We start from the raw sequence: 24,017 nt of genomic DNA on the forward strand, positions 1-24,017 counted from the left end.
TTGCCTTGTCAAGACGGAGACTGCAATTGATCGACCTGCCAGCCGAATTCCTGGACGAGACGGGCGTCCGGCGCTTCTGGTACCACGGCAGCTGCCATTGCGGAGGCGTGGCGTTTTCGGCTGCAGCTACAAGAAATCTGACAATCACCGTTTGCAATTGCAGCATCTGCCACAAATCAGGCCATCAGGAGCTGATGGTACCTGAGGAGCATTTCCGGCTTCACCGGGGGCAGGAATACCTGAAACAGTATCGCTTCGGTGAGTTCCTCGCTGTTCATACTTTTTGCGTCCGCTGCGGCATCAAGCCGTTCTATCAGCCCCGATCACATCCGACGGGGTTTCGCAGCGTCAATGCCCGCTGCATCGAATTCCCGCCCGATGTCGCGTTCGAGTATGTCGAATTCGACGGGAGGAACTGGGCGACGAGTATCGCGGCCGGGACGCACAAGACCACGGAATAGACGTGAACCGCAGCGCGATGGACCAGGGGGTGGATGATGCGTGAAGCAATCGAGGAATCGCTCGCCGACCGGTTCAGGCAGACCGGCTACCTGGCGTTCGGATCGCATGACTGCCCGTTCTCACCGGAGGAACGAGCCCGCATCCGCCATCTTGTCATGAATGATCCCGATCGCTTCGTCGTCGTCACGACCGGCGATACGGACGAGGCTGTGTCCGTGCGCGTGCACCGTTTGCTGGTCGATGGCGAGCGGCCGCGCGCGACAGACGCGGTGCTGGTAGATGCGCTGCTCGCCATTGTCGCAGCGCCCGGCAAGCTGGCGCTGTATGAGACGATCCTCGCCAGCGATCCGCTCGTCGTGCGCCGCATGCAGGCGCATGAACTGGCCGAGGGCGAATTCATCGGCCGGCATCGCGACAGCGAATCCAGCAAGCGGTATCTGGCAGCGGTGATCGTCCAGCTCAACGCCGCCGAGGCAGGCGGCGCCTTCGCCATCTACCCTCCCGACCGTCCCGCGCTGCTCCTGCACGATTTTACGGTCCTGGTGACCGACGCTGAACTGGAACACGAGGTGACGCCGGTCACGGCCGGGCAACGCTGCACGCTGGCATTCTGGCTGGCCCGCGCCGAGACATGCTGATCAGCTTTCAGCGTCCGGCAGTGGCGATCCAGCGGAATGGATCCTTCCGGCCGGATCTGCAAAGCTCTCTTGCGGGTTGGAGATCGCAATGGCTCTGACGAAACGGCATAACTACTTTCCGTTCGATCTTTTCGAATTCTGCGAACTGCCAGGGCAGCTCGGGAGCGATATTCGAATGCTCGCCCGCTATAGCATGTTTCCCCCGTTCCCCTGGGGGCAATGGCTGTATGGGCGACTGATCGAAGAGAACATCGGGCAGATCGAGGGTGACTTCATCGATCTGGGCGTTGGAATGGGTGGGATGTCGCTCTTCCTCGGACTGCGGGCACGCGAACATCAACGGAAGATGTATTGCCTGGACAGTTTCACCGGCCTGCCGGCACTTCATCCCGAACTGGATAATCCGGTGTTTCGCAAAGGCGACTACGGTCCCCCGGACGGACGCCCTGTTACACAATGGAAGGAGCGCCTCGAAAAAAGGATCGGCAATTTCGGGCTCCGGGACGTCGTCGAGATTGTTCCCGGTTTTTTCGACGACACACTTCCCCGGTTGTCCCCCGGGGCGAAGTTTGCGTTTGTCCACATTGATTGCGATCTTTACACAAGTGTCCGCCCCGTGCTGGACGCACTTTATGACCGGGTTTCGGACGGGGGTTACATCGTCATCGACGACTTCTTTCATCCGGCCCAGGGACCGCTTCGCGCAGCAGTGGGCTTTTTCAACGCGAGACGGATAGTTCCGCTTTTTCACATCTCCTTTCCCTACACTGTTGTGATCAAGAAAGGAGAGAACGCCGACATTGAGAGAACGCTCTCAAGCGTTGACGGAAACATTTACAGCCTGGATTATCTCCGGAGTGATCGGTTCTTCATCGAGACGCTGGAGGGATGCTGGCGCCGCGCCAGGGACAGTGCCGACGCTCGGGAGCCGGCCGAGAATGCCGGCCTGCTGCTCTCGCTTCTAAGAGCTGGCGAAACTGCCAAGAAGTCCGACATTTACGGGTATTGGTACGCCCTGCGCGATTTCTGGAACGGATTTCAGGATCACCGCCATGACAGGCCGGTTTATACCATATAGATTTCCACTGCCTGTCGGCTCCTGCGGTCTTGCGCGAAGCCGGTCTGGATGAGGCCGGGCGTCGGCTCCGTTCTATTCGAAACGAATGAGATGAAGAATTTCTACTGGATCGATTCATTCGACGGATATCCAGCGACGATGGATGAAGTCATCAGGACATCACTTGATGTCTACAACGGGTTGTACGCCACGTATACGGAAGCTCTGGGCTACAAATTCCGGTTGATCCATCTTGAGGATATCTACATCGCGAGCGGCGAGCCCTCCGTCGCCTGGCACAGTGAATTCGGGAACATACTGTCCCGGGATGGAGCCGCCTACGTCGGTTTGATACATCCCGATCTGCAAAAGGAAAGAAAGCAGGAATCGCTTTATCGATTGATCGCGAATTCGACGAACGTACGACTGCTGAATTATACGGCGAAATTCCCGATGGCCTGTAAAGACAAGTTTCGCGGAGTTGATATCGCACGGAAACTCGGGCTTCGCGTATTGACTACGGCGCTGCTCGGGGCGGAGCGCTCCACTCGTTCACAGCTGGACTTTGCCGAGCAGACCATAGGCTCCTATCCAATGTTCATCCGGCCACGCGATCTGACATCGGGGCTGGGGAAGAAAACAATAAACGACCGGTCCGGGCTGCAAAAGTATATTGAGAACCCTCCCTTTCCAGGGCGATTGCTTGTCCTTCAGCCCTGCATTTCGATCGAAGCCGAGTATCGCGTTTATCTCGACCGCTGCGAGATTGTCGCGTGCCGCAGACGCGAACCCTTGAAGGAAGGAGAATTGTGTACCACGCCGGATGCGCTGCTGGACGGCTCGCGGGCTCTCGCAGAATACCTGGAAACGACATACCTGTGCGTCGACTGGCTGTGGACCGGCTCCGAGTTCTGGTTTTGCGAGTTCGAGACGGGCGGGGGATTCGGCGAACTGGGTGAACCTCACCGGAGCCGTGTTGCTGCAGCGTTCTTTCGGAAGCTTGCAGCATAGCTGCGGCTACGAAACGTCAGCTCCATGGCGGAGAAGCCGGGTGAGAAGCGCGTCGTACCGGCCTGCCACTGCGTTTTCATCCGGCAGCGACAAGAGTCGTGGACTTGCAAGCCAGGTGGTGCGACTGACGAATCGGCGCAGCTGGTCGGGGTTGCGCAGCCGTCCGTTGCAGTGAGGTGGGCGGCACCGGTCGCAGGGTGATATATTTCGGGAAGGAGCGAGGCTCTTGCCTGGCGTCGTTCGACAATCGCCGTCAGTTCGCGGGCGATACGCCGGCCGGCGATCGATGTATCCGGAATAGCCTCCAGGCACTACCCGATTGCGCCATCGATGATGTTGGAGATGCGAAAGCATCGACCATTGGCAAACTGGTCATGAGAGAAATCCAGCGACCAGCGTGCGTTGGGCCTTGTCTCAACAAGGCGCTCGGCTTCCCGGCCTTGCCGGGATTCCACGACTTGCGGCAGGCAAACACACTTGCCGCTGCGAACTGGCCGGCGCCGCGAACGGCGGCGGTCGACTGCATTTGATTTATCGCGACATGTGACACATATTTAGCGACGCATGACGCGAGGGCTTCCATGAGTGCTGCAGCCGGGAAACCGGCTCCAGAAGGGCCTGGCAACGAACTCCAGAAAGTGACCGACTTGCTGGGCGGGCCGCGCATTCTGGCGCGGCGTATCACGAGCCCTCTCGAGGCTCACGAACTGCTTGTGAGCGGATGCCCGTCTCCGCGCTGGATCATCTCGTGGATGGCCTGCTCGTGATTCACAAAACGGACTCAGCTGGTCAAAGCCGTCGGCATGAGCATTCGTACATTCCAGCGACGCAAGATGCCCCGGACAAACGGCTCAGCCAGGAGCAGAGCGGCCGAACCTGGAAATTCGCGGAAATCCTGGCCAGGGCCACGGACGTGTTTGGCTCGCAGGAAGATGCCGAGCAATCGCTCGAGCGTTCGGCGATCGGTCTTGAGCAGCGCCGCCCGATCGATCTTCTGACCACTCCGGCCGTATCGAGCTCGTCGAACGGTACCTCACGCGCCTCGGCTGCGGCGTCTATGCATGACGGCTGCCGTAGAGTCGTTGGGTGGCACAGGCTCATTGCCTGGCGCCTCGATCAGGCGCGCTGGAATGATATGTCTGGCGAGCCGTGGCGGACTACAGGGAAAACGGGTCCAAAGCAGGATTTTCGACAGAGCAAGCGTCTCCCGGGCCTCCACGGGCTCGCGTCCGCAAGAACGTGCGCTGGAGTGAATGCGAAGGCCCCCCGGCGGGCATGCCGGAGGCCTTCCTGGAGGTCAAATGCAGATCAACAACGCCGTTTCGTCTTCTCCTTTCGCTGATGACAGGAGACTCACTCACCAGTTGCGCTGGGCGCGGAGCAGAAGCGTGAGGCTGTTCTGGTCCTTGAGCTCATACACAGCACCTGGTTTGGCGATACCTGACTGCACCGGCAGCGTAACCGTACTCCCGCCCTTTCAATTACCCACATCTCGCGCGTAGGATTTGCACCGGTTGAATCTTCTGTGATTCTGTTTGTGACGCCGATTCGCGGAGGCGTCACAGATGAGCAGAGACACGGGAGCTGGTGCTGCAGGCTGGCATGACGACGAAGTCGTTGCGGCAGGGCTGCCGGACAAGCGATTGGCGCGCCGATTTGGCCGCCTGCTTGATCAGATGTCGGCGGCACCCGGCCAACCGGTCCCGGCCGCGTGCGGCGACTGGGCGGCGACGAAGGCCGCCTATCGCTTCTTCGACAATCCGCGCGTGACCGAGCATGGGATGCTGGCCGGCCATTTTGCCGCGACCGCCAGGCGCTGCGCGGCGAACGACGGACCAATCCTCATTTTGCAGGATACAACCGAGTTCATCTACAGCCGTGCGCAGCCGGGTAAGATCGGCTTCACCAAGACCATCAACGCCGGACGCTATAAGGCGGGTCAGCCGAACGTGGTGACCTTGTGTGGGGTGCTGATGCATTCGAGCTTGGCTGTAACCCTCGGCGGCACGCCGCTCGGGCTGACGGCAGCGAAGTTCTGGACACGCACGAAGTTCAAGGGGACCTGGACGCTCAAGCGGCACGTGAACCCCACGCGCGTGCCGATCGAGACGAAGGAAAGCTATCGCTGGCTGGAGAACCTGCGCCAGTCGATGGCGCTCGTGGGCACGCCGGAGCGCTGCGTGCATGTGGCCGACCGCGAGAGCGATATCTACGAGCTTTTTTGCTTGGCGCAGGATCTCGGCACGCGCTTTCTGGTGCGAGTGCAGACCAATCGCTTGGCCGCCGCGCCCGCCGGCGCGGAGCCACGGGATAGAGCTCATCGGGTCTTCACCCAGCTCTCGGCGGCGCCTTGGGCGGGACGCCATTACGTCGCGATCGGACAGGATGAGACGGCGTGCGTGCACGTGAAGTTCGCCACCATCCAAACCTTGCCGCCCGTCGGCAAGCAGAAGCGATACAGTCCTCAGCTTCTCACCTACATCCAAGCCCTTGAGATCGACCCGCCGGCGGGCCGTCCGCCGATCGACTGGAAGCTGGTGACCAATCTGCCGGTCGGAGATTTCGCCATCGCCATCGAGAAGCTCGAATGGTACGCCTTGCGCTGGAAAGCAGAGGTGTTTCATAAGGTAATGAAGTCTGGCTGCCGCGCCGAAGAGGCGAGGCTTGAGACCGCCGAGCGGCTGGCCAAGTTCCTCGCCCTCATCGCGATGGTCAGCTGGCGTATCTTCTTCCTCACCATGTCCGCACGAGCAAAGCCCGAGGTTGCGCCGGAGACAGTTCTCACCACAACCGAAATTGCGACGCTTGATGCCATCGACGCGGCGCGGGCCAAGCCGCGCATCTTGCGCAAGACCCTCGCCACCTATTTGCTCCAGATCGCCATGCTCGGCGGCTACCTCGCTCGCAACCACGATCCGCCGCCAGGAAACATGGTTGTCTGGCGAGGACTAACACGCCTCCATGACATCGTCTTCGGCCTCTCAATCAGAACTCGTCGACAATGTGGGTAATTGAAAGACTCCCGCCCGCATATTTCTGATCGAGCATCGAGTAGGCCAGGTCGGCCGAGAACGTCAGGTTCTTGACGGGTGTCCAGCCGGTCGTCGTGCCGACAACCGAATAGTTGAAGTCCGGGTTGCAGCCGGCCGCGCCGCTTGACAGCGAAAGCGTTGCGATGAACGCGCCGCAGATATAGCCTTTGGCAGTGTTGTTATAACGCACTGCCGCCCACGCACCGTAGACGCTGGTGGCCCAGCGCGGATCCCAGTTGTGGGTGTAGCCGCCGCGGAAACCCCAGGTCGTGGTCAACTCCTGGCCCGAGCCTGCAACGAAGACCGCGTCAGAGAGACCACCCAGTCCGACGCTCTGAGAAGCACCGGCAAGGCCCGTCCCGCCGTACATCGCATAGCTGGTCGACATATAGTCTTGGAAGTTGTAGCGGCTCGCGCCGGTCGTATAGACACCTGTCAGGTTGATCGTGTCACCTGGACCGGTCGGGATGTTCTTGATCGACAATGCCAGTTGCCCGGCCCAGCCCCACTTGTCGGCCGGATGACCGGTCGTCTCATCGGCGCCGTACCAGGCGGCATGATTGTCATGCGCGGCGACTGCCGCCTGGAAGAGGCCCCAGGCCTGGTCGACGCGAAGCATGGCAATGAAATCCGGAGACGCGGTACCGGCGATATCGTTCCCGCCATAGGCCCCGCTCGCAAGACCCGCTGCGGTTGCCGCACTCACGTTCCAGATGTTGGTGGTGTCGTGCTGGACCTGATCCTGGGCCGAGAAGGAGAGGCTGATGCCCTGACCCAGATCTGCAGTATAGGTGAACTGGTTGACGGGGTCCCAGCCGCCGCCGCCGGGCAGGCCGTCAAAATTGTTGCCGGGATAGTTTGCCCAGGGGGCCGAGAACTGCGACTGCGCCTTGCCCAGCGTGAAACCGGCGAACTGGATAAAGGCGTAGTAGACACCCAGCGTCCCGCCGGCGACAGTCGCTCCACTGTAAGCGGTCGAACCATTCACGGCGGTTGTGCCGGCACCGGCATAGCCGCCCGCATTCCAGGTGAATACGCTGTCGAAGAATGTGCGGACCACGCCGTAGTCTGTCTGCGTGCGCGTGTCGATGGTCAGATCTTCACGCGAGCCGGTGCTGTAATAGTTGCGCAGGCGATTTTGCGCGCCGGCCACCCCGCTGTTGGCCGCATCATAGAGAGCGTTGGTTGCCAGCCCCGCCTGGACACGCAGATAACCACCGAGCCTGATGCAGGTATCTGTGCCAGGAATATAGAAGAACCCGGCTCCATACAGGGAGCACGTCTTCACGTACTCGATGGCTTTGGCCTTCACAGGTAGATCGGCGGCCTGCGCTCCGGCGCCGAACATTGCAGCAGAACAGAGGACAATACCTTTCGTCAGTTTCATCGATGACCCTCCAGGTTCGAAAAACGTGGGTCCCGTGCACCAGAGATCCGTCGCTGCTGATTTCACTGCGACGGACTGTGCTTGACGGAACGACTCGAGGCCCCCCTCGATGTCTGACAAAAACGTTACCTAGGTACCGAAGTCGGGGTTCATCAATCCGGGCCCTCCCAACCTCCAAATTCTGCGCGTGAGGCGGAGCATTCGCAGCTTTTGTGCGCTGAAGCGGTCAACCTTACCTTTACCGTCCCGGTCGACCATGGGACTCACCCGACTGCGCGATCCACGCGGACGACCGCTGCTTCAATGAAGCATTGTTCTGGATTGTGGGGCTCTCGCTGACCGCCTGGCTGGATTGATTCAGGCGCCCCGCCAGTGGCACCGGGACCGTGTGGAGCACGACGAGAAGCGATTTGCCTTTGCAAGCCTGATGGATACAGAACTGCGTACGATCGAAAATCGTCTGGTCGACCGGCCAGAAGCCTCCTGCCTGAATTGGACCCCGTGCCAGCGAGTGAACCGCGCTGCGAAAGGGACCGGCTCGACCAGCTTCCACCGGCAAAGCTCCTGGAATCCGGACGGCCTGACGGCAAGGCGCCTTCAACGGCCATGTTTTCTGAACGACGACGACCAGATCGGAAGCCGTCCGGGCCGCGCGACGTACGACGGCTCGACATTCGTGATCCAGATCTGGGACGCGCCCGTCGCAAGCCGCTCCCTGGCGAGGTGCCCGCTTCGCCATTGATAAAATGGATTGGCATGACTGCGCGTGAGAGGGACAGCCAGGGAAATCTGGTGAGAGCCTTTCGTCTCTCCGCAGTGCGGCTGCACGATCTCGTTCGGGCCGGGCGGGCACATCGAAACAAACGGCGACGCGGCCTGGAAATGCGGACTGCTTCGCTTTCGACTCACCCGAAGCCGACACCAGACGAAGCTCGCAAGGAGCAAACCGCAAACGGTACGAAATGGACAAAGGCAATACGGACTATTCGCAACTAAAGATTGCAACCATTTACAGGGTATGGCAAATTCACGCCGGAGCTTTGAATTCAGTTATTTGAAACCAGGCGATATTTTACCAGCGGGGATGTGCTTGCGCATTCCTGCGAGCAAGACGAGCAATCGTGGATGACCGGTTGTTGCGCAACTCCACGCAAGGAAGCTCCGGCAATTCCTGACGTTGGCGATGTACTGCTGGATGAACTGAAGGCGGTTCACAGGCGGCGGGGTCTGGACGCGGACCAGGTGGCTGATATCTCCGCCGGAGCCTCGGCCACAGACAAGGTCAAAGCCTATCAGGATGGCGTCCAGAAACTGCAGGACCTCTCCGCGTTGTGTCTGTCCGGTGGGGGCATTCGCAGTGCTGCATTTGCGCTGGGCGTTATCCAGGGACTTGCCGACCGCAGGATCCTTTCGAAGTTCGATTATCTGTCTACCGTCTCCGGCGGAGGTTATGTCGGCTCGTTATTGACGGCCTGGGTGCAGCGCGCTGGTTACGACGAGGTCGAGGCTGAACTTCGTGGCGGTTTGCCGGCCAGGGCGAAGATTTCACCGCTGCAGCATTTGCGCCGGTATACAAGTTATCTGACGCCACGTGCCGGCGTTCTGTCCACCGACACACTTACTCTCTTCGCGCTGTTCGTACGAAACCTGCTTCTGAACTGGCTTATTCTGATTCCTGCATTGATTGCCGGTATTGTCGGAGTAAAGCTGCTGGTCCAGCTCTGCCTGATCATTCCACGCGACAGCGCCTCCTGGATCGCCGCTATCGGCGGCTTCGGGATCGCCATGATCGGAGCCGCCGTGCTGGACTCTGTCCAGCAACGTCCCGGGTGGGGCGACGAATCGTCCGGCCGCGAACGCTTTATCTGGTATGAGATGCTTCCGGTCCTGATAGGCGGAAGCCTCGTCAGCATTGCCGCGCTGAAGTTCCACGAGTTTTCGTCAAGATCCACGATCAACGCGACCGCCGCCGTGATCATGATCGGTGGTAGCGTGTATCTGATCGCGGCCGTACTGGCATTGTCCTTCACGCGGCCGAGGCGCAAGGATGACACTTCGACAATCGAGAATATCCGCACGCTGTCCGCGATACATTCGTCTGGAATAATTGCGGCCTTCACGGCGTCGGGCGTCCTGACGGGTTACATTCTGGCCGTCATGGTGGAGGCCGTCGTGTCATCACACTTGTCGGTCAGCCATCCGTCCTTCATACCATTCGTACTGATCTGCCTTGGGCCACCGCTGTTCGTAGGCGCGTCTTTTGCTGGCGAGCTGCTGTACTGCGGTATTACGAGCTATGTTCGATGGGGGGACGCCGAACGGGAGTGGCTGGCGCGCGCTGCCGGGTATCACGGACGGGCCGCCGCAGGCTGGGCGATCGCGATGCTGCTGATTTTCGGCGGTGCTTATCTGGTCCTGCATTTTATTAACAGCGATGGCGGCAAATTGCCGACCATAACGACTTTGGCCGTCGGGGGTGGAGGTGCAGGTCTTGTTGCGAGCCTCATTGGAAAGGCTTCGTCAACGGCAGCAGTTATCAAGAAGGGCTATGCGACCATCAAGGACAGATCAGCAGCCCTGATTCTGGCGGTTTCCGTTCCGCTGTTTTTCGGAGTGCTCGTCAGCACACTCTCGGCGATCGTCGACGCAACAATCCACGATGGCAAATTCATCGGTTTCGCCGCACCACTCGAAAGCAGATCGCTGAACCAGCTGATGACATTCTTTGCTGCAGCGTTCGGGCTCGCCATTGTCGCATCATGGGCGATCAACACAAACCGGTTTTCCCTGCACGGCATCTATCGCAATCGCCTTATCCGGGCGTTTCTTGGCGCATCGAAGGCCGATCGAAGTCCAAATCATTTCACCGATTTCGACCAATGGGACAACATTCGACTGAATGAACTATGGCCTGCGGTAAATGGCCCGGACAAGCCGCCGCATCTGCACGTGATCAACATGGCGCTTAACGTTGTCGCCACCCGTGAACTGGCCTGGCGCGAAAGGAAGGCGCTGTCTTTTACAGCGACACCCCTGTCCGTTGGCTGCGGTGATCTGAGGGATCCCGCGGAGCCGCCAGCAACTGACCTGCGATGGGCAAGAGGTTATTACCGCTCCGCCGCAAAGTACGGGGGGACAATGGATCTCGGCACCGCGATGACGATCTCGGGCGCGGCCGCGAGCCCTAACATGGGCTATCATTCGTCCCTCGGTCTCAGTTTCTTGCTGACGTTCTTCAACGTGCGGCTGGGCGCATGGCTGGGTAATCCTGGTCCGGCCGGGAACCACACGTTCGAGCATCGAGGTCCCGTGCTTGCGGCCAAGCCGATGTTCGAAGAGGCGCTCGGGCTGACGGACGAAGGGAAGGCTTACGTCAACCTGTCCGATGGCGGCCACTTTGATAATCTCGGTCTTTACGAGATGGTGCGCCGCAGATGCCGTCTGATTGTCGTCAGCGACGCAGGAGCCGATCCCAATTGTGCATTTGAAGATCTGGGCAATGCCTTGCGCAAGATCTCGATCGACCTTGACGCCGAGATCGATTTCCAGTCCCTCAAGATAGTCAAGCGTACGAATCCCCCGACCGCGAGCGGGTCTTACTGTGCAGTTGCAGATATTTCTTATCGTGAAGGCGGATCCGGGCTTCTCCTCTACCTGAAACCGGATTTTCAGGGAATCGAACCGGCACCAGTTCGAAGCTACGCGATCAAGAACACTCAATTTCCTCATGAACCGACAGTCGACCAATGGTTCGGGGAAACCCAGTTTGAAGCCTATCGGGCGCTCGGGCGGTTCGTTGTCAACAGCATCGACGGCAAACCGGGCACCGCTTATCCCGATATCGGCAGCTTCATTTCGGCGGTCGCGATACGGAATTCGCAACTGGCGGCAGCTGCGAGTGATACCCGCAGCCTGATCGAGGCCGCAGTGAGACGGGCAACAGACGCGTTGGCTGGATTCCGGACTGACCTGCGTGATCACGCTGAAAAAGCGGCAGAGGGCTTGGTCGAAGTCGTTCCCGGCGGAGCGGCCGAGAATTAGAAATGGAGAGGTCTATGATCGGGTCAAGGCTGGTTTTTGCTCTGTCGGCCTGTATTCTCGGGCTGCCTGACCCGGTTCACGCACAATGGGTTGACGCCGACCAGCTTTGTCCCCGATTGCGGCCACCGGGACTTTATTATGCTTACACAGGTTCCAACGGAGAGGTCGTCGCGCGCCTCGTAGGAAGCGGGAAACTGCACTATTCGGTCAACAGCAGGTTCATTTACTCACCGCCAGGGCCCCCGCCCGCGGACGGTGACGAGGGCGTGTGGCACATTCGGACGCAGACGACTGCAGCCGCCTCGCCTCGCGCAAACAAGGTTTATGTGTACCGTCCCCCGATCGTCTCTCGCTGCTCTGGCGGAAACCCGTTGCTCTCGTTTAATCGCGATGACCGTTTCGTTGAACTCAACAGATACATCGACTATCACGCCGCAGACGGAAGCCGCGAGCAGGAACGCCAGCTGCACGATTACTTCCACTTCAAGATGCAGAATCCGCAAACCGGTGATTGTGCCAAAGGCATCCGGACGGATGATGCCAGCCTGCTGGGTCACTATGTCTTCCAGACAATAAGAAGACAGGATACGCCGACGGATTATGAGGTCGCGAGCACCATCGCGCCTCCGGCAAATGCGGCTCCAAAGCCAGAACTCACCAGCCGCTACCAGGGAATTTCGTCGGAATTTGCGTACCGTGAGACATCTGGAATGGCCTGCGTCAGCTTCAGTCCGCCTCTACCTACGGGACCGGTCCGGCGAAAGGGCTGGTTCTCCGACGCCGAGTCCAATGCTCTCGAAGCTGCCACGGTCTGGAAGCCGAGGACCACATCGGTCGTTCTGAAGAGACTTCGTGGCCGCAGGGTTGATGAGTTGGTCAATCAGGTTATCAACTGGGACGGACAATGATTCCTGTCGCGGCGATCGCAAGAGAGTATGGCGAACTGCTGTCATGGTCGCGTTTTCCGGTCAATCTGCTGGTGGCCGATTATGGGCTTCGCCGGTGGGTACCCAAGTTGATCTGGTTGGTCATCCCCCTTGAATATTATGTGATCACACGTTTCGCTGGCGGTGTTTCGACTGAAAGTTACCTGTCCGCGGTGATCTTTTCCGTGATCTGCGTATTGAGCTTTCTTCTGGCGGGATTCGTTCTGGCGGGGATAATGCCGGTCAGAGCTGATTTGCCGAGTCGCCGTCGCGGGGCCGTCGCTGCGTTACTGATCGTTTGGGGCACCTCTTTGCTTTTGCTGGCCTTGTCTTATTGGCTGACGCATTTGTGGTATGGGTATCCAAAGGATATTCTTGCAGATCTGGTTTTTGACGTGTGGCCGTCCGGCCATTCGCCCCATAAGCCCAGCCCCCAGAACTTCATCTCGCACCTGGGATATGCGGCTCTCGCCGCCATCATTGACTCGTTGGTCATTCGCGGGATTTCGAAGATCCGCCTCGCTGGCGGCTCTGCACCCGGGAAGGCGGAAACGCCACCGGCGATCGAATGGATCTACGAACCCAACCTGTTCTTCATTGCGGTTGTGGTCGCTCTCCTGATGATGTTCCTGCACGCCACTACAATAGCAGAATTCACCGGCATCCTGAAGGAATGGGGCGCCTAGACGCGCCGTCCGGCGCCTCGTATGGACGTGCACAACTCTGCACTTCGTCCTGAAGATGCAGAGGTTGAGACCTGCTTTCGCCGGATGCGGCGCGAAAGCCTGCAAATGCACCGTTCAATGTCAATCTCGCGATCGGTGCGACGCTGCGTCAACCGGCATTCGCTACCTGCCGACGGAAATATTGGGGCGAGGAGAAGCGCTTCTGCACCTGTCCCTCAGCTTCGGGACGAACGTTCGCCGGCATCGGGGAGAAGGCCGACTACGATCCTGCCGCGATTCTCTTCTATGAGAATTCTGTCTTCGCTTCCGCGCTCCCTTCTCTACGGGCGAGCGCTACCCCCGCGGCTGAAGAAGGTCCTGACGCCGGCGGGTGACAGCGCCTCCGCTCTCCAGCGCTCAACGAAATGCTCCGCGAGCTCCCGACGCCCCGCCGGAATCAGGCTTCAGGAAAGGGCCGACTCCTTCGAGAGCTCGTCGAGCACCTGCTTTGTCGCTCCGTGCGCGAGTTCGACAATCTCGTCGATCTCGGCTTCGGAGACAACAAGAGGCGGGGCGAAGCCGAGGATGTCCCCGTGTGGCATCGCGCGGGCAATAAGCCCGCGATCACGGGCAGCCTTTGAGATGCGGGCACCGACCTTGAGCTGCGGGTCAAAACGCCTTTTGGTGTGGCGATCTGCAACGAACTCGATCGCACCGAGCAGGCCAACGCCTCGCACTTCCCCCACGATCTCGAGCTGCGCGAAGCGCTCAATGAGCCTCTTCTGGAAATGCGAGCCGACGATCCTTGCGCGATCGCCCAGGCGTTCCCCTTCAACGATATCGAGAACCGCGTTGGCCGCTGCGGCCGCAATGGGGTGCCCGGAATAGGTATATCCGTGTGAAAACACCCCGACCCTGTCCGCAGCTTCCTCCATGACCGCGTACACCCTTTCACCAACGATGGCGGCCGAGAGCGGCACGTAGCCGGAGGTCAGGCCTTTGGCGACGGTCACGAGGTCAGGCTCGATCCCGTAGAGCGTGCTGCCGAAATCGGCCCCGGTTCGCCCGAATCCACAGATCACCTCGTCGGCGATCAGAAGCACGTCGTGCCGTCGAAGCACGGCCTGGATTTCACGCCAGTAGCCCGCCGGCGGCGGCGTAATACCGCCCGTCCCCAGCACCGGCTCTGCGATGAAGGCGCCGACCGTCCCGGGGCCCTCCCGCAGGATGAGTTCCTCCAGCTCGGCGGCACGGCGGCGAGAAAAGTCCTCCTCCGACTCGCCTGCCTCCGCGCCCCAATAGTGATGCGGAGCGCCTGTGTGCAGGATGCCCGGAAAGGGAAGATCCATATGATCGTGGTAGAACGACATCCCGGTCATCGAGCCCGAGACGACCGAACAGCCATGATAGCCGCGCTCGCGCGAGATGATCTTTTTCTTCTCTCGCTTGCCACGCAGGTTGTTGTAGTACCAGACGAGCTTGGCCTGCGTTTCGTTGGCATCCGATCCGGACAGGCCGAAGAATACTCTCGCTGGCTTGCCCGGCGCCATTCGCACCAGACGATCGGACAGCGTCGCCAGCTCTTCGGTCGTGTGGGCGGCATAGGTGTGGTAGTAAGCCAGCTTGTGAGCCTGCCGCGCGATGGCCTCGGCCACCTCCGTTCGACCGTACCCGATGTTGACGCAGTAGAGGCCGGCAAAGGCATCGATGTAGCTGCGTCCTTCGGCATCCTGGATGCGAATGCCCTCGCCACCTGTAACGATCGTCGGATCGCCGCTCCTGCCCCGGGCGAATTCCTTCAGCTGGGTGAAGGGATGCAGGACACTGGCGCGATCCCGTTCAGCGATGGTTTTTATGTCAATCATTCCGTTTCTCCTAAGCTGCCAGATCGCCGAAGCAGACGTATTTGAGTTCCATGTATTCCGCCAGGCCGTGTCGCGAGCCCTCGCGGCCGAGGCCGGACTGCTTCCATCCCCCGAATGGAATCGGCGGTCCGGTGAATGAGGCCGTATTGATACCGAGCATGCCGCACTCGATCTGCTCGGAAAGGCGAAGTGCCCGGCGCAGATTGTCCGTGTAGATGTAACCGGCCAGCCCCATTTCATTCGCATTGGCGCGGGCAACGACCTCCTCTTCCGACTCGAACGGAAGTACGGCGGCAACCGGCCCGAACGTCTCTTCACGCGCAATGAGCATGTCTTCGGTAACATCGCCCAGCAGCGTCGGCGTGATGAAGTTTGAACCCGGACCGTTCCCCTGATGAGCACCGCAGACAATGCGCGCGCCCTTGTTCACAGCATCAGCTATCTGGGCTCTGCACTTGTCGGCGACCGACAATCTGGTCATCGGCCCGATGTCTGTTGCAGCTTCAAGACCATGGCCGACTTTCAGTCGGGCCATTGCGCCGGCGAAGGCCTCGACGAAGCTCGCATGGATGCCTTTCTGGACATAGATGCGGTTGGCGGCCAGGCAGTCCTGGCCCGACGTCGCGAACTTTGCCGCCATGGCACCCTGGACTGCCTTCTCAATATGGACGTCATCAAAGATCAGGAACGGAGCATGTCCTCCCAGCTCCAGCGAGACCTTCTTGATCGTGTCGGCCGCGCCCTCAAGAAGCAGACGACCGACATCGGTAGAACCGGTGAAAGAAAGGGCGCGTATCCTCGTGTCTCGCAGCAGCGGCGTCGAGAGCTCGAGCGGACGACCAACCACCACCTGAAATACACCGCGTGGAATGCCTGCCTCTTCGGCCAGCCTGGCTACCGCAAGAGCAGAAAGCGGCGTCTCGGGCGCGGGCTTCACAATGACCGGACAACCGGCGGCGAGCGCGGCCCCCGCCTTTCGGGTAATCATCGCGACAGGAAAATTCCACGGAGTTATCGCTGCCGCCACACCGACCGGCTGCATTCGCACCTGAAGCAGGCTTTCCGGCTTGTGGCCGGGGATAGTCTCGCCATATGCGCGCTCGCCCTCTGCGGCGAACCAGTCGAGAAATCCGGCACCGTATGCGATTTCCTGGCGGGCCTCCTTCAGTGGCTTGCCCTGCTCGCTCGTCACCAGAACGGCGAGTTCTTCGGAATGGTCGAGCATCAATGACGCCCAGGACCTGAGGATCGCTCCACGCCTTGCCGGCAACAATCCCCGCCATGCAGCAAACGATTGATCAGCCGCCCCGATCGCAAGACCCATATCCGAAGCGGAGCAGCGGGCCACATCCGCGATCTCCTCGCCGGTCGCGGGATCGACCACCACGTCTCTCTGGTCGCCCGCAACCCAACGTCCGTTGATCAGCGCATCTCCTGCCACAAAATCGCGACGGCGCAGGTTCTGCAGGTGGCTGGCAGCAAGACCGGGCAAACGAGGGTTTCTGTGCTGGATAGTTTCAAGGGCCATTCAAGGATCCGGAGCGGTCATCTTGTTGAAATTTCCTGTGCATTCAGGATAGTGGTGCCGCACAAGACATTTGCATCGCATTTCCTGACGCCCGGATGATTTCCTGCATCGCGCAGGCATTTTGCGACGAAATTCACCTCAAGGCTGGAGACGACTATGCAGTACGATCGGATAGACGCCCGAATCCTCGAGATCGTGCAAAAGAACAATCGTTTGACATCCGAGGTGATCGGCGAAATGGCAGGCCTTTCCGCGACCGCCTGTCAGCGACGACTGAAGAGGCTCCGTTCAGAGGGCATCATCGAGGCCGATGTTTCGATCGTTTCTGCAAAAGCGGTGGGACGGCCTATTCAAATGCTCGTCCTGGTAAATCTGGAGCGCGAACGGTCGGATATCATCGACCGGTTCAAGAAGGCGATCAAGTCGTCTGTTGATGTCGTCAACGGGTTCTACGTTACTGGCGATGCCGACTTTGTCCTGTATGTTACCGCGCGCACCATGGAAGAGTATGAACAGTTCACCCGGCGATTTTTCTATGAGAACCCGGACATCAAAGGCTTCAAGACGATGGTCATAATGGACCGCGTGAAGGCGGGCTTTGCTGTTCCAATTGAGCCTCCGCCCGGGGATTGAAGCTGCCGTCCCGCTTCGCGGGATCGAAGTGCTTCATGTGCTTTCCATGGCCAGGCGTACCCATCTCGCGAACACGGCGCAGATCATTTTTGTTAGGCAGAACTCGTATCGCTTCTAGTTGTCCTTATGAGCTTATGAGACGCTAAGAGCGACGATAATCCGGTTTTTTCCGCCTCCTGCCTGACATCTCTGGTTGGCGAGGCCGGGAGTTGATTACCTGTCCGGTCTGTCAAATGTTGCAGCCCGGACTGTTTGCAAAGTAAGCGTAGCGCCGAGGCCCGTCGGATTGTTTGTGCGGAGTCTTAGGAGCACCGTTAGAAGAGTCATCTTCGGCAAGGGTGCTCATAATGGACGACCATTCGGACGACATAAGACGACCGTTGTCACCGCGTATCGAAGTGTACGCAGGCGCAGGTCGAAAGCGCTGGCCGGACGATTTGAAGGCACGGATTGCCGCGGAAAGCCTTGAGCCGGGGGCGATTGTCACAGATGTCGCGCGTCGCCATGGGTGCCGGCCCCAGCAGGTGCACGACTGGCGGCGCCGGGCGCGTTTGGGCCAGTTGGTGCTGCCGGCTTCGGCGGACACGCTGTCGTTCGTGCCGGTGGTATCGGAATCGGCGCTACCGGCGGCCGCAGAGCCCACCGTGTCGCCGGAAGCAGCCGTTGTGACGGTCGAGCTCCAGGGGGCACGCGTGGAGGTGCGAGGGACACCTGGCCTTGCTGTGCTGAGTGATGTGTTCTTGGCGCTTCGACGGACACGTTCATGCTGACACCGCCCGCGAGCCTCATGATTTACGTGGCGACGCAACCTGTGGACTTCAGAAAAGGTGCGGAGGGCTTGGCGCTGTTGGCGAAGGAGACGCTGGGCCATGACCCGATGAAGGGCGTGGCGGTGGTGTTCCGTGCGAAGCGCGCCGATCGGGTGAAGATTGTCGTCTGGGATGGCAGCGGCCTTGTGATGTATTGGAAGCGGCTCGATGGCAGCGGCTTCAAATGGCCTCCCATCGTGGCTGGCGTAATGCGGATGAATGCCGCGCAGCTGTCGGCGCTTTTGGCCGGCATGGATTGGACACGCATGCACGCGCCTCGAATCCCGCAGCCGAAAGCGCTTGCGTAGGACATAAAATCTTCGCTGCATCGGGGCGCGAAGCATGGCAGACTCGGGCCAATGAGTGATTTGCCTGATGAGCTGCCGAGCGATCCAGCTGAGCTGCGTGTCTTTGCCGCGGCTCTGCTGGATCGCTGCGCCAGGCTTGAGCGGTTGCTCAAGCTTGCGAAGGATGCGCAGTTCGGTCGATCGTCGGAAAAGCTGGACGCTGATCAGCTGCAGCTTGTTCTGGAGGACATCGAAGAGGCCGTCGCGGCTCTCGAAGCAGCTGAGGATCGCGCCAATCCCAGAGCCCGCGAGAAGAGAACTGCCAAGCGCAGAGCCAACCGTGGTCAGCTTCCGGAGCATTTGCCGCGCATCGTCGAAACCTTGATGCCGGCTGCAACCTGCTGCCCGTGCTGCAAAGGCGATCTCGTTGAGATTGGCCACGATGAGAGCCAGAGGCTCGACGTCGTTCCGGTGCAATACAGGGTGATCGTCACCCGCCGGCCCAAGCTGGCCTGCCGCGCCTGTCATGGCATCGTCCTCCAGCACGCTGCGCCTGAGCGATTGATCAAGGGCGGACTGCCCACCGAGCGTCTCGTCGCGCATGTCATTGACGCCAAGTATCATTGGCATTTGCCGCTCTATCGTCAGGCTCAGATGCTGGCGACCCACGGTATCGCCATCGACCGTTCCACGCTCGCCTTCTGGGTCGGCTACGCCGCCCAGGAATTGAAGCCCTTGTGGCATCGTCTGCGCCAGCTTCTGCTCGCCTCTTCGAAGCTCTGTGTCGATGAGACCCCGGCGCCGGTGCTGGATCCGGGGCGCGGCAGGACCAAAACCGGCTACTTCTGGGCGCTGTCACGCGATGACAGGCCCTGGGCCGGACCTGAGCCACCTGGCGTGGTTTACGCCTATGCACCGGGCCGTGGCGCCGTTCATGGCTTGAGGCTGCTCGAGGGCTATCGCGGCATCATCCACTGCGACGGCTATCAGGCTTACAAGACCATGACCCAAGAGACGCGTGCGGACGCCTTGTCCGGAACGCTCGCCTTCTGCTGGTCGCATCTGCGGCGCCAGTTTGTGAAGATCGAGCGCGAGGCTGCTCCGGCGCCAGCTCCGGTTGCCCGCGAGGCTCTTGAGCGCATCGCCCAACTTTACGCGGTCGAGAAAGCGCTCCGCGGCCGATCGGATGCCGAGCGCCGTGCTGGCAGGCAGGCGCATGCCCGACCTCTTGCTACAGCCTTGAAGCAGTGGTTTGAGGCCAAGCTTGATTACCTTGCGCAGAAGAGCGACACGGCGAAGGCCTTGCGTTACGCGTTGCGTCATTGGGACGGCCTGACGCTCTACCTTGATGACGGGCGCATCGAGATGGACACGAATGCTGTCGAGCGTGCGATGCGGCCGATCAAGCTCAACGCCAAGAACTCCCTTTTTGCCGGTTGCGACGAGGGCGCCGAGAATTGGGCAGTTCTGGCTTCGTTAATCGAGACCTGCAAGCTCAATGGCGTCAGTGCCGAGCACTGGCTCGCTGATGTTCTCGCGAAGCTCGTCAATGGTTGGCCTGCGGCGCGACTGGACGAACTGCTCCCCTGGGCGTCGACCTACACGATGCATGCGCGCGATCCGGGGCTGGCAGCATGAGCCTGAACACGACCGCGGTCCGGATCAAGGTGACCCTCAAGGACGTGAAACCGGAGGTGATGCGATGCCTTGTCGTGCCGCTCACGCTGCGCCTTGATCGGCTGCATCTGACGCTTCAGGCGGCGTTTGGCTGGACGAACAGCCATCTCTTCGAGTTCCTGGCCGGCGAAGGACGTTGGGGTATCCCTGATCCCGATGGAGATTTTGGCCCTCAGGCCATCGATGCCCGCAAGGCGCGGCTCTCTAATATCGTTCAGGAGACCGGCGCGAAGACGATCCATTATCTCTACGACTACGGCGACAGCTGGGATCACGTGATCAAGCTTGAAAAGTGGTTCGACAACACGACAACGGAGGGTCTTCCGTTCTTGCTCGAGGCCGTCGGCCGTTGTCCTCCGGAAGACGTCGGCGGTGCGCCCGGCTATGCCGAATACCTCGATGCCATCAGCGACCCCGCCCATCCGGAGCACGAACATATGCGCCTCTGGGGCCCGGAGCGGTTCGATCCCAACGTCATCGACCGGAAGGCGCTCGAGGCCGCCGTCGACGCGTTGTCCGACACATGGAAGCCGCGGCGACGCGCCACGCGGACAAAATAAGCGTCAAGCGCCAATCAAAAGGGCCGCAACGCTACGCTTACTTTGCAAATGCTCGCTTCGGCATATGACTGTACAGATCAAGGCGCCCCGCGCAGATCACACAGCCGCGTGCAGTTCGAAGTGAAAGATGGGATGAAGCAGAACGCCTGGAGCGACATTTCAGTATCCGACATTGTGCCGGTCTGGTTCATGACATCCGACTGAGCACCGCGTGATCGACGCTTGTAATCGAGTGTAGAAAATCTACTTTGATTTCTCGACTGGACGGACTGCGGTGAGTAATGCAACTACGTCTCCGGCCCGCGCACTGCCCAGGACCAGTCATCTAACCGCTTGCCCTTAGATTGACGATCGAGGCCTCCCGACAGCAACGACCGTGCCACTGCGCTAGAACACGTTTCCGGTCAGTCTTCAGGCGCGCACCCGGCCAGGCATCCAGAGCGTTTCGAAACCGAAAGCCCATCCCCGGACGTCAGGACGTGGTCAGGTACAGGCCGTGCCCCCGCGCGAAAATCCTCGTCCTGGCTTGTTCTCGGGGCAGCTGCCGGAACGGCACTTGCCGCCCTTTTGCTCAAAAATCGCTGAGGATCTGCAGGGAAGATTTCTTCTCAGGCCTCGGGCGGCTGGCTGCCGGACGCGTATCACGCAAGGCCGCGCGCCGAACACTGCCTCGCCGGATACGGGTCTCATACTGCCATCGGGCGGATAAAACTTTTCGTTCAAAGAACGGCTGTCATTTTTATTTGACTATTTTTTTTCACAACTGGTAGGGTTGGTGGATGGACATCCCGTTCTTCAGCTTCTGTAGCCATCATGACCGTGCGTGAAACAATAAGGCGTGAAAGCGCCAATCTGACCGCCAGCGAGCGCAAGATTTCCAACGCTGTTCTGGCGGACTATCCGTTTGGCGCCCTCCAGACCATTCAGGAGCTGGCCGAACGTACAGGCGTCAGTGCGCCCTCGATCACACGCTTTGTCACCAAGATCGGCTTTGCCGGCTATCAGGAATTTCAACGCCAGCTGATAGCGGAATTGCGGGAAAGCCGACGCTCGCCGCTGGAGCTCAAGGCCACTGAAAAACCCGGCAGCCGTCGTGCATTTCTGGCCGACTACGCGCGGCGGTCCTCCGACCGGATACAGGAGATGAGCGCAAGTGTTCCGCAGGAACTTTTTGACCGGATCCTTGAGCTCATCGCCGATCCCGCCCGCGCAGTCTTCATCCTCGGCGGGCGCGTCAGTGACAGCATCGCTGGTTTTCTCTCGGTGCACCTCAAGCAGATCCGGCCGAAGGTCTATCATCTTCCGCCCAATCCGGAGCACTGGCCGGATCACCTGCTGGCAATCCGCAAGCAGGATGTCCTGGTACTGTTCGACTTTCGCCGGTACCAGCCCGACCTGCAGACGCTCGCAGACATCGTCGCACGGGAGTGCCGGCCATCGATTGTGCTGATTACCGACAAGTGGATGTCGCCGATCGCCCGTCACAGCGATCATGTTGTTGCCCTGCCGATCGAAATCGAAACGGCCTGGGACACGCTCGTCTGCGCACTCACCCTCGTCGAGGCCCTGATCGTCAAGGTATCGGAATCGAACTGGCCTGCGACGAAAAAACGCCTGGAGGCCTGGGACAGACTTCGCCTGGTGCCCCCGGATCCGCCTTCGGAGGAAAAAGATGATCGCTGAAGAAATGCTTGTTGCATGCTGCACGGATCTTGCCGGCAAGCTTCGTGGCAAGGCGTTTCCCGCCACGCAGCTCGACAAGCGCACAAAGCGGGGCATTGGCTGGACGCCCACCAACGCCCTGATCACGTGTTTCGACACCATTGCCGAAAGCCCGTTTGGCTCCCTCGGTGACCTTGTCCTCATTCCCGATGAAACCGCGAGGGTGCGCGTGCAACTAAGCGACGATTTGCCGGTAGAGCATTTCGCGCTCGGTGACATCCGCCACACCGATGGCCGGCCGTGGGAATTCTGTACGCGCTCGATCCTCAGGAGTGCTCTCGAACGCCTCGATCGGGTGACCGGCCTGACGCTGTTCGGTGCTTTCGAACACGAATTCCAGTTTCGCAATGACGCAGGCCGCATTGGAGAGGCGTACAGTGTAAACGGCTTCCGTATCGAGCGACGCCTCGCCGAAGCGGTTGTGGCGGCCATGCGCGCGGCAGGTCTGGAGCCGGACACATTCATGAAAGAGTTTGGTGCGGGACAGTATGAAGTCACGATGGGGCCATCGCGCGGGATCGCCATAGCGGATCATTCCACAATCTTGCGCGAGCTCGTGCGGCTTGTTGCGTACACGTTCGACAAGGAGGTTACTTTCACCCCCATCCGGAACCCGGCCGGCGTTGGCAACGGCGTTCATATTCATCTGAGCTTCCTCAATGGCGACAGGCCGGCAACCTGGGATCCGAACGGCAAACATGAGCTTTCCAGGATCGCAGGCCAGTTTGTTGCCGGCATCCTCAAGTATCTTCCCGCGATTGTCGCGATCACGGCTCCGAGTGTCATATCCTACCTGCGCCTCACGCCACATCGCTGGAGCGCCGCCTTCAATAATCTCGGCTTCCGCGACCGCGAAGCTTCAGTGCGTATCTGTCCTGTTTCTGATTTGAGCGATATTTCCAAAGCAGCTCAATTCAATTTTGAGTTCCGCGCTGCCGACGCCACGGCAAGCCCGCATCTGCAACTCGCCGCCATCGTACACGCCGGCGTCCAGGGCATCGAAGAAGAACTGCCTGCACCGGACGCAACCACCGAGGACCTCTCGCTTCTTGATCCATCGGCGTTGGCGGCACGCGGGTATGTCCGCCTGCCAACATCCCTGCCCGATGCACTTGATCGCCTGCTGGCGAATTCCGCGGTAAGCGGCTGGTTTCCCGTCGGGTTCACCGAGACATACGCAAAGCACAAGAAGGGAGAGATGGCGTTCGTTGAAGGAAAAAATCAACAAGAGATCTGCAGACTGTATGAGCAGGTCTACTGAGGGAACGGAAAGCTCTATTGTCAGTCCGATCGGCGATCGGGCTACTGCTTCGGGTACAAACTCCCCCATCTGCCATTTTTGGCAGAGGGCGGTAAATAGCTCCCCTTATGAGAGCAACCAGAGCGCGGACTCATCTGTGGATGCCTCCGAGATGCAAGCGATCTTTGTAGACGGTTGGCACGGAGTGGACGCAGCCATCTGTCCGGCCTCTGATGCAGCGATGGAGCTGCGAGCCTGCATGGGAGTTCGCGGGCCGGAACTAAATCATTAGCGGTGCTCTAGACGCGATGAGTCCGTCTGGTTCTACGGCCCCGTCCCGCCGACCGTTGCGCCCCCGTCCTTCGACCGACTACACCTCTGACGACCCGAGGTCCGGCCGAGATAACGCCTTCGACGCGACTGCGGATTCCGCTCGATGTCGCCCGGCATTCCGAGATGATCTCGCCTACCTTTCCG

Annotated in this window: 19 protein-coding genes and 1 pseudogene; 16 read left to right on the plus strand and 4 right to left on the minus strand. The window is 60.0% G+C overall.

Annotated features, from left to right (window positions below; all coding sequences use genetic code 11):
* Positions 1-26: 26 nt before the first annotated feature.
* The 4 genes from QA635_RS33660 to QA635_RS33675 all read left to right on the plus strand — a co-directional run bounded on the left by QA635_RS33660 (position 27) and on the right by QA635_RS33675 (position 3,168).
* On the plus strand, positions 27-461 hold the full coding sequence (locus QA635_RS33660; RefSeq protein WP_283064003.1) for a GFA family protein: 435 nt from the start codon (positions 27-29) through the stop codon (positions 459-461).
* A gap of 33 nt (positions 462-494) precedes the next feature.
* Complete coding sequence (locus QA635_RS33665) at positions 495-1,100, plus strand: 2OG-Fe(II) oxygenase family protein (RefSeq protein ID WP_283064004.1); 606 nt, start codon at positions 495-497, stop codon at positions 1,098-1,100.
* An 88-nt stretch (positions 1,101-1,188) separates the two neighbouring features.
* Complete coding sequence (locus QA635_RS33670) at positions 1,189-2,178, plus strand: TylF/MycF/NovP-related O-methyltransferase (protein WP_283064005.1); 990 nt, start codon at positions 1,189-1,191, stop codon at positions 2,176-2,178.
* 90 nt (positions 2,179-2,268) lie between these two features.
* Positions 2,269-3,168 (plus strand): ATP-grasp domain-containing protein, encoded by a 900-nt coding sequence (locus QA635_RS33675; RefSeq protein WP_283064006.1) that lies wholly within the window; start codon positions 2,269-2,271, stop codon positions 3,166-3,168.
* Between the two features lie 233 nt (positions 3,169-3,401).
* Here QA635_RS33675 and QA635_RS33680 read toward each other — a convergent pair.
* Positions 3,402-3,707: pseudogene (locus QA635_RS33680) on the minus strand (IS3 family transposase); the annotation flags it as partial.
* Between the two features lie 182 nt (positions 3,708-3,889).
* Here QA635_RS33680 and QA635_RS41895 point away from each other — a divergent pair.
* Entirely contained in the window at positions 3,890-4,510 is a 621-nt protein-coding gene (locus QA635_RS41895) for a hypothetical protein (RefSeq protein ID WP_425249083.1), read from the plus strand.
* A gap of 223 nt (positions 4,511-4,733) precedes the next feature.
* Positions 4,734-6,179, plus strand: a complete 1,446-nt coding sequence (locus QA635_RS33690) for an IS4 family transposase (protein WP_038373858.1) — start codon at positions 4,734-4,736, stop codon at positions 6,177-6,179.
* Here the strand turns inward: QA635_RS33690 and QA635_RS33695 are convergent.
* The gene (locus QA635_RS33695; protein ID WP_283064007.1) at positions 6,154-7,587 is read right to left on the minus strand and encodes a porin; all 1,434 of its coding nucleotides are present in this window, start codon (positions 7,585-7,587) and stop codon (positions 6,154-6,156) included. The genes QA635_RS33690 and QA635_RS33695 overlap by 26 nt on opposite strands.
* 1,242 nt (positions 7,588-8,829) lie before the next feature.
* Here QA635_RS33695 and QA635_RS33700 point away from each other — a divergent pair.
* The 3 genes from QA635_RS33700 (at position 8,830) to QA635_RS33710 (ending at position 13,240) form a co-directional block, all read left to right on the plus strand.
* The gene (locus QA635_RS33700) at positions 8,830-11,628 is read left to right on the plus strand and encodes a patatin-like phospholipase family protein (protein WP_283064008.1); all 2,799 of its coding nucleotides are present in this window, start codon (positions 8,830-8,832) and stop codon (positions 11,626-11,628) included.
* 371 nt (positions 11,629-11,999) lie between these two features.
* Positions 12,000-12,536 (plus strand): hypothetical protein, encoded by a 537-nt coding sequence (locus QA635_RS33705; protein WP_283064009.1) that lies wholly within the window; start codon positions 12,000-12,002, stop codon positions 12,534-12,536.
* The gene (locus QA635_RS33710; RefSeq protein ID WP_283064010.1) at positions 12,533-13,240 is read left to right on the plus strand and encodes a hypothetical protein; all 708 of its coding nucleotides are present in this window, start codon (positions 12,533-12,535) and stop codon (positions 13,238-13,240) included. Before QA635_RS33705 ends, QA635_RS33710 begins: the two co-directional genes overlap by 4 nt.
* A 443-nt stretch (positions 13,241-13,683) precedes the next feature.
* Here the strand turns inward: QA635_RS33710 and QA635_RS33715 are convergent, their stop codons facing one another.
* Together QA635_RS33715 and QA635_RS33720 are read right to left on the minus strand one after the other, a co-directional pair.
* Positions 13,684-15,084, minus strand: coding sequence for an aminotransferase (locus QA635_RS33715; protein ID WP_283064011.1), 1,401 nt, complete (start codon positions 15,082-15,084; stop codon positions 13,684-13,686).
* Between the two features lie 10 nt (positions 15,085-15,094).
* A complete protein-coding gene (locus QA635_RS33720; protein ID WP_283071968.1) occupies positions 15,095-16,576 on the minus strand; it encodes an NAD-dependent succinate-semialdehyde dehydrogenase in 1,482 nt (493 codons plus the stop codon).
* 192 nt (positions 16,577-16,768) lie between these two features.
* On the opposite strand from QA635_RS33720, the gene QA635_RS33725 reads away from it, so the two are divergent.
* From QA635_RS33725 to QA635_RS33755, 7 genes are all read left to right on the plus strand, one after another.
* Positions 16,769-17,245, plus strand: a complete 477-nt coding sequence (locus tag QA635_RS33725; protein ID WP_283064012.1) for an Lrp/AsnC family transcriptional regulator — start codon at positions 16,769-16,771, stop codon at positions 17,243-17,245.
* Between the two features lie 347 nt (positions 17,246-17,592).
* Positions 17,593-18,015: an IS66-like element accessory protein TnpA gene (tnpA, locus tag QA635_RS33730; protein WP_283064013.1), complete on the plus strand. Its 423-nt coding sequence runs from the start codon at positions 17,593-17,595 to the stop codon at positions 18,013-18,015.
* On the plus strand, positions 18,009-18,362 hold the full coding sequence (tnpB, locus tag QA635_RS33735) for an IS66 family insertion sequence element accessory protein TnpB (protein ID WP_011931031.1): 354 nt from the start codon (positions 18,009-18,011) through the stop codon (positions 18,360-18,362). The genes tnpA and tnpB overlap by 7 nt, the downstream gene beginning before the upstream one ends.
* Before the next feature lie 51 nt (positions 18,363-18,413).
* The gene (gene tnpC / locus QA635_RS33740) at positions 18,414-19,979 is read left to right on the plus strand and encodes an IS66 family transposase (protein ID WP_283064014.1); all 1,566 of its coding nucleotides are present in this window, start codon (positions 18,414-18,416) and stop codon (positions 19,977-19,979) included.
* Positions 19,976-20,578, plus strand: a complete 603-nt coding sequence (locus tag QA635_RS33745; protein WP_283064015.1) for a plasmid pRiA4b ORF-3 family protein — start codon at positions 19,976-19,978, stop codon at positions 20,576-20,578. Before tnpC ends, QA635_RS33745 begins: the two co-directional genes overlap by 4 nt.
* A gap of 813 nt (positions 20,579-21,391) precedes the next feature.
* Positions 21,392-22,261: a MurR/RpiR family transcriptional regulator gene (locus tag QA635_RS33750; RefSeq protein ID WP_283064016.1), complete on the plus strand. Its 870-nt coding sequence runs from the start codon at positions 21,392-21,394 to the stop codon at positions 22,259-22,261.
* Positions 22,251-23,561 (plus strand): type I glutamate--ammonia ligase, encoded by a 1,311-nt coding sequence (locus tag QA635_RS33755; protein WP_283064017.1) that lies wholly within the window; start codon positions 22,251-22,253, stop codon positions 23,559-23,561. Before QA635_RS33750 ends, QA635_RS33755 begins: the two co-directional genes overlap by 11 nt.
* Positions 23,562-24,017 lie beyond the last annotated feature (456 nt).

It is taken from the genome of Bradyrhizobium brasilense (assembly GCF_029714345.1).
In the GTDB taxonomy this organism is placed as follows: domain Bacteria; phylum Pseudomonadota; class Alphaproteobacteria; order Rhizobiales; family Xanthobacteraceae; genus Bradyrhizobium; species Bradyrhizobium australafricanum.

Excerpts from the sequence above, each read along its gene's own strand:
- QA635_RS33665 (WP_283064004.1), top strand. The coding sequence starts at position 495 with ATGATGCGTGAAGCAATCGAGGAATCGCTCGCCGACCGGTTCAGGCAG.
- QA635_RS33670 (WP_283064005.1), top strand. The coding sequence starts at position 1,189 with ATGGCTCTGACGAAACGGCATAACTACTTTCCGTTCGATCTTTTCGAA.
- QA635_RS33675 (WP_283064006.1), top strand. The coding sequence starts at position 2,269 with ATGAAGAATTTCTACTGGATCGATTCATTCGACGGATATCCAGCGACG.
- QA635_RS41895 (WP_425249083.1), top strand. The coding sequence starts at position 3,890 with ATGCCCGTCTCCGCGCTGGATCATCTCGTGGATGGCCTGCTCGTGATT.
- QA635_RS33690 (WP_038373858.1), top strand. The coding sequence starts at position 4,734 with ATGAGCAGAGACACGGGAGCTGGTGCTGCAGGCTGGCATGACGACGAA.
- QA635_RS33695 (WP_283064007.1), bottom strand. The coding sequence starts at position 7,587 with ATGAAACTGACGAAAGGTATTGTCCTCTGTTCTGCTGCAATGTTCGGC.
- QA635_RS33710 (WP_283064010.1), top strand. The coding sequence starts at position 12,533 with ATGATTCCTGTCGCGGCGATCGCAAGAGAGTATGGCGAACTGCTGTCA.
- QA635_RS33715 (WP_283064011.1), bottom strand. The coding sequence starts at position 15,084 with ATGATTGACATAAAAACCATCGCTGAACGGGATCGCGCCAGTGTCCTG.
- QA635_RS33725 (WP_283064012.1), top strand. The coding sequence starts at position 16,769 with ATGCAGTACGATCGGATAGACGCCCGAATCCTCGAGATCGTGCAAAAG.
- tnpA (WP_283064013.1), top strand. The coding sequence starts at position 17,593 with ATGGACGACCATTCGGACGACATAAGACGACCGTTGTCACCGCGTATC.
- tnpB (WP_011931031.1), top strand. The coding sequence starts at position 18,009 with ATGCTGACACCGCCCGCGAGCCTCATGATTTACGTGGCGACGCAACCT.
- tnpC (WP_283064014.1), top strand. The coding sequence starts at position 18,414 with ATGAGTGATTTGCCTGATGAGCTGCCGAGCGATCCAGCTGAGCTGCGT.
- QA635_RS33745 (WP_283064015.1), top strand. The coding sequence starts at position 19,976 with ATGAGCCTGAACACGACCGCGGTCCGGATCAAGGTGACCCTCAAGGAC.
- QA635_RS33750 (WP_283064016.1), top strand. The coding sequence starts at position 21,392 with ATGACCGTGCGTGAAACAATAAGGCGTGAAAGCGCCAATCTGACCGCC.
- QA635_RS33755 (WP_283064017.1), top strand. The coding sequence starts at position 22,251 with ATGATCGCTGAAGAAATGCTTGTTGCATGCTGCACGGATCTTGCCGGC.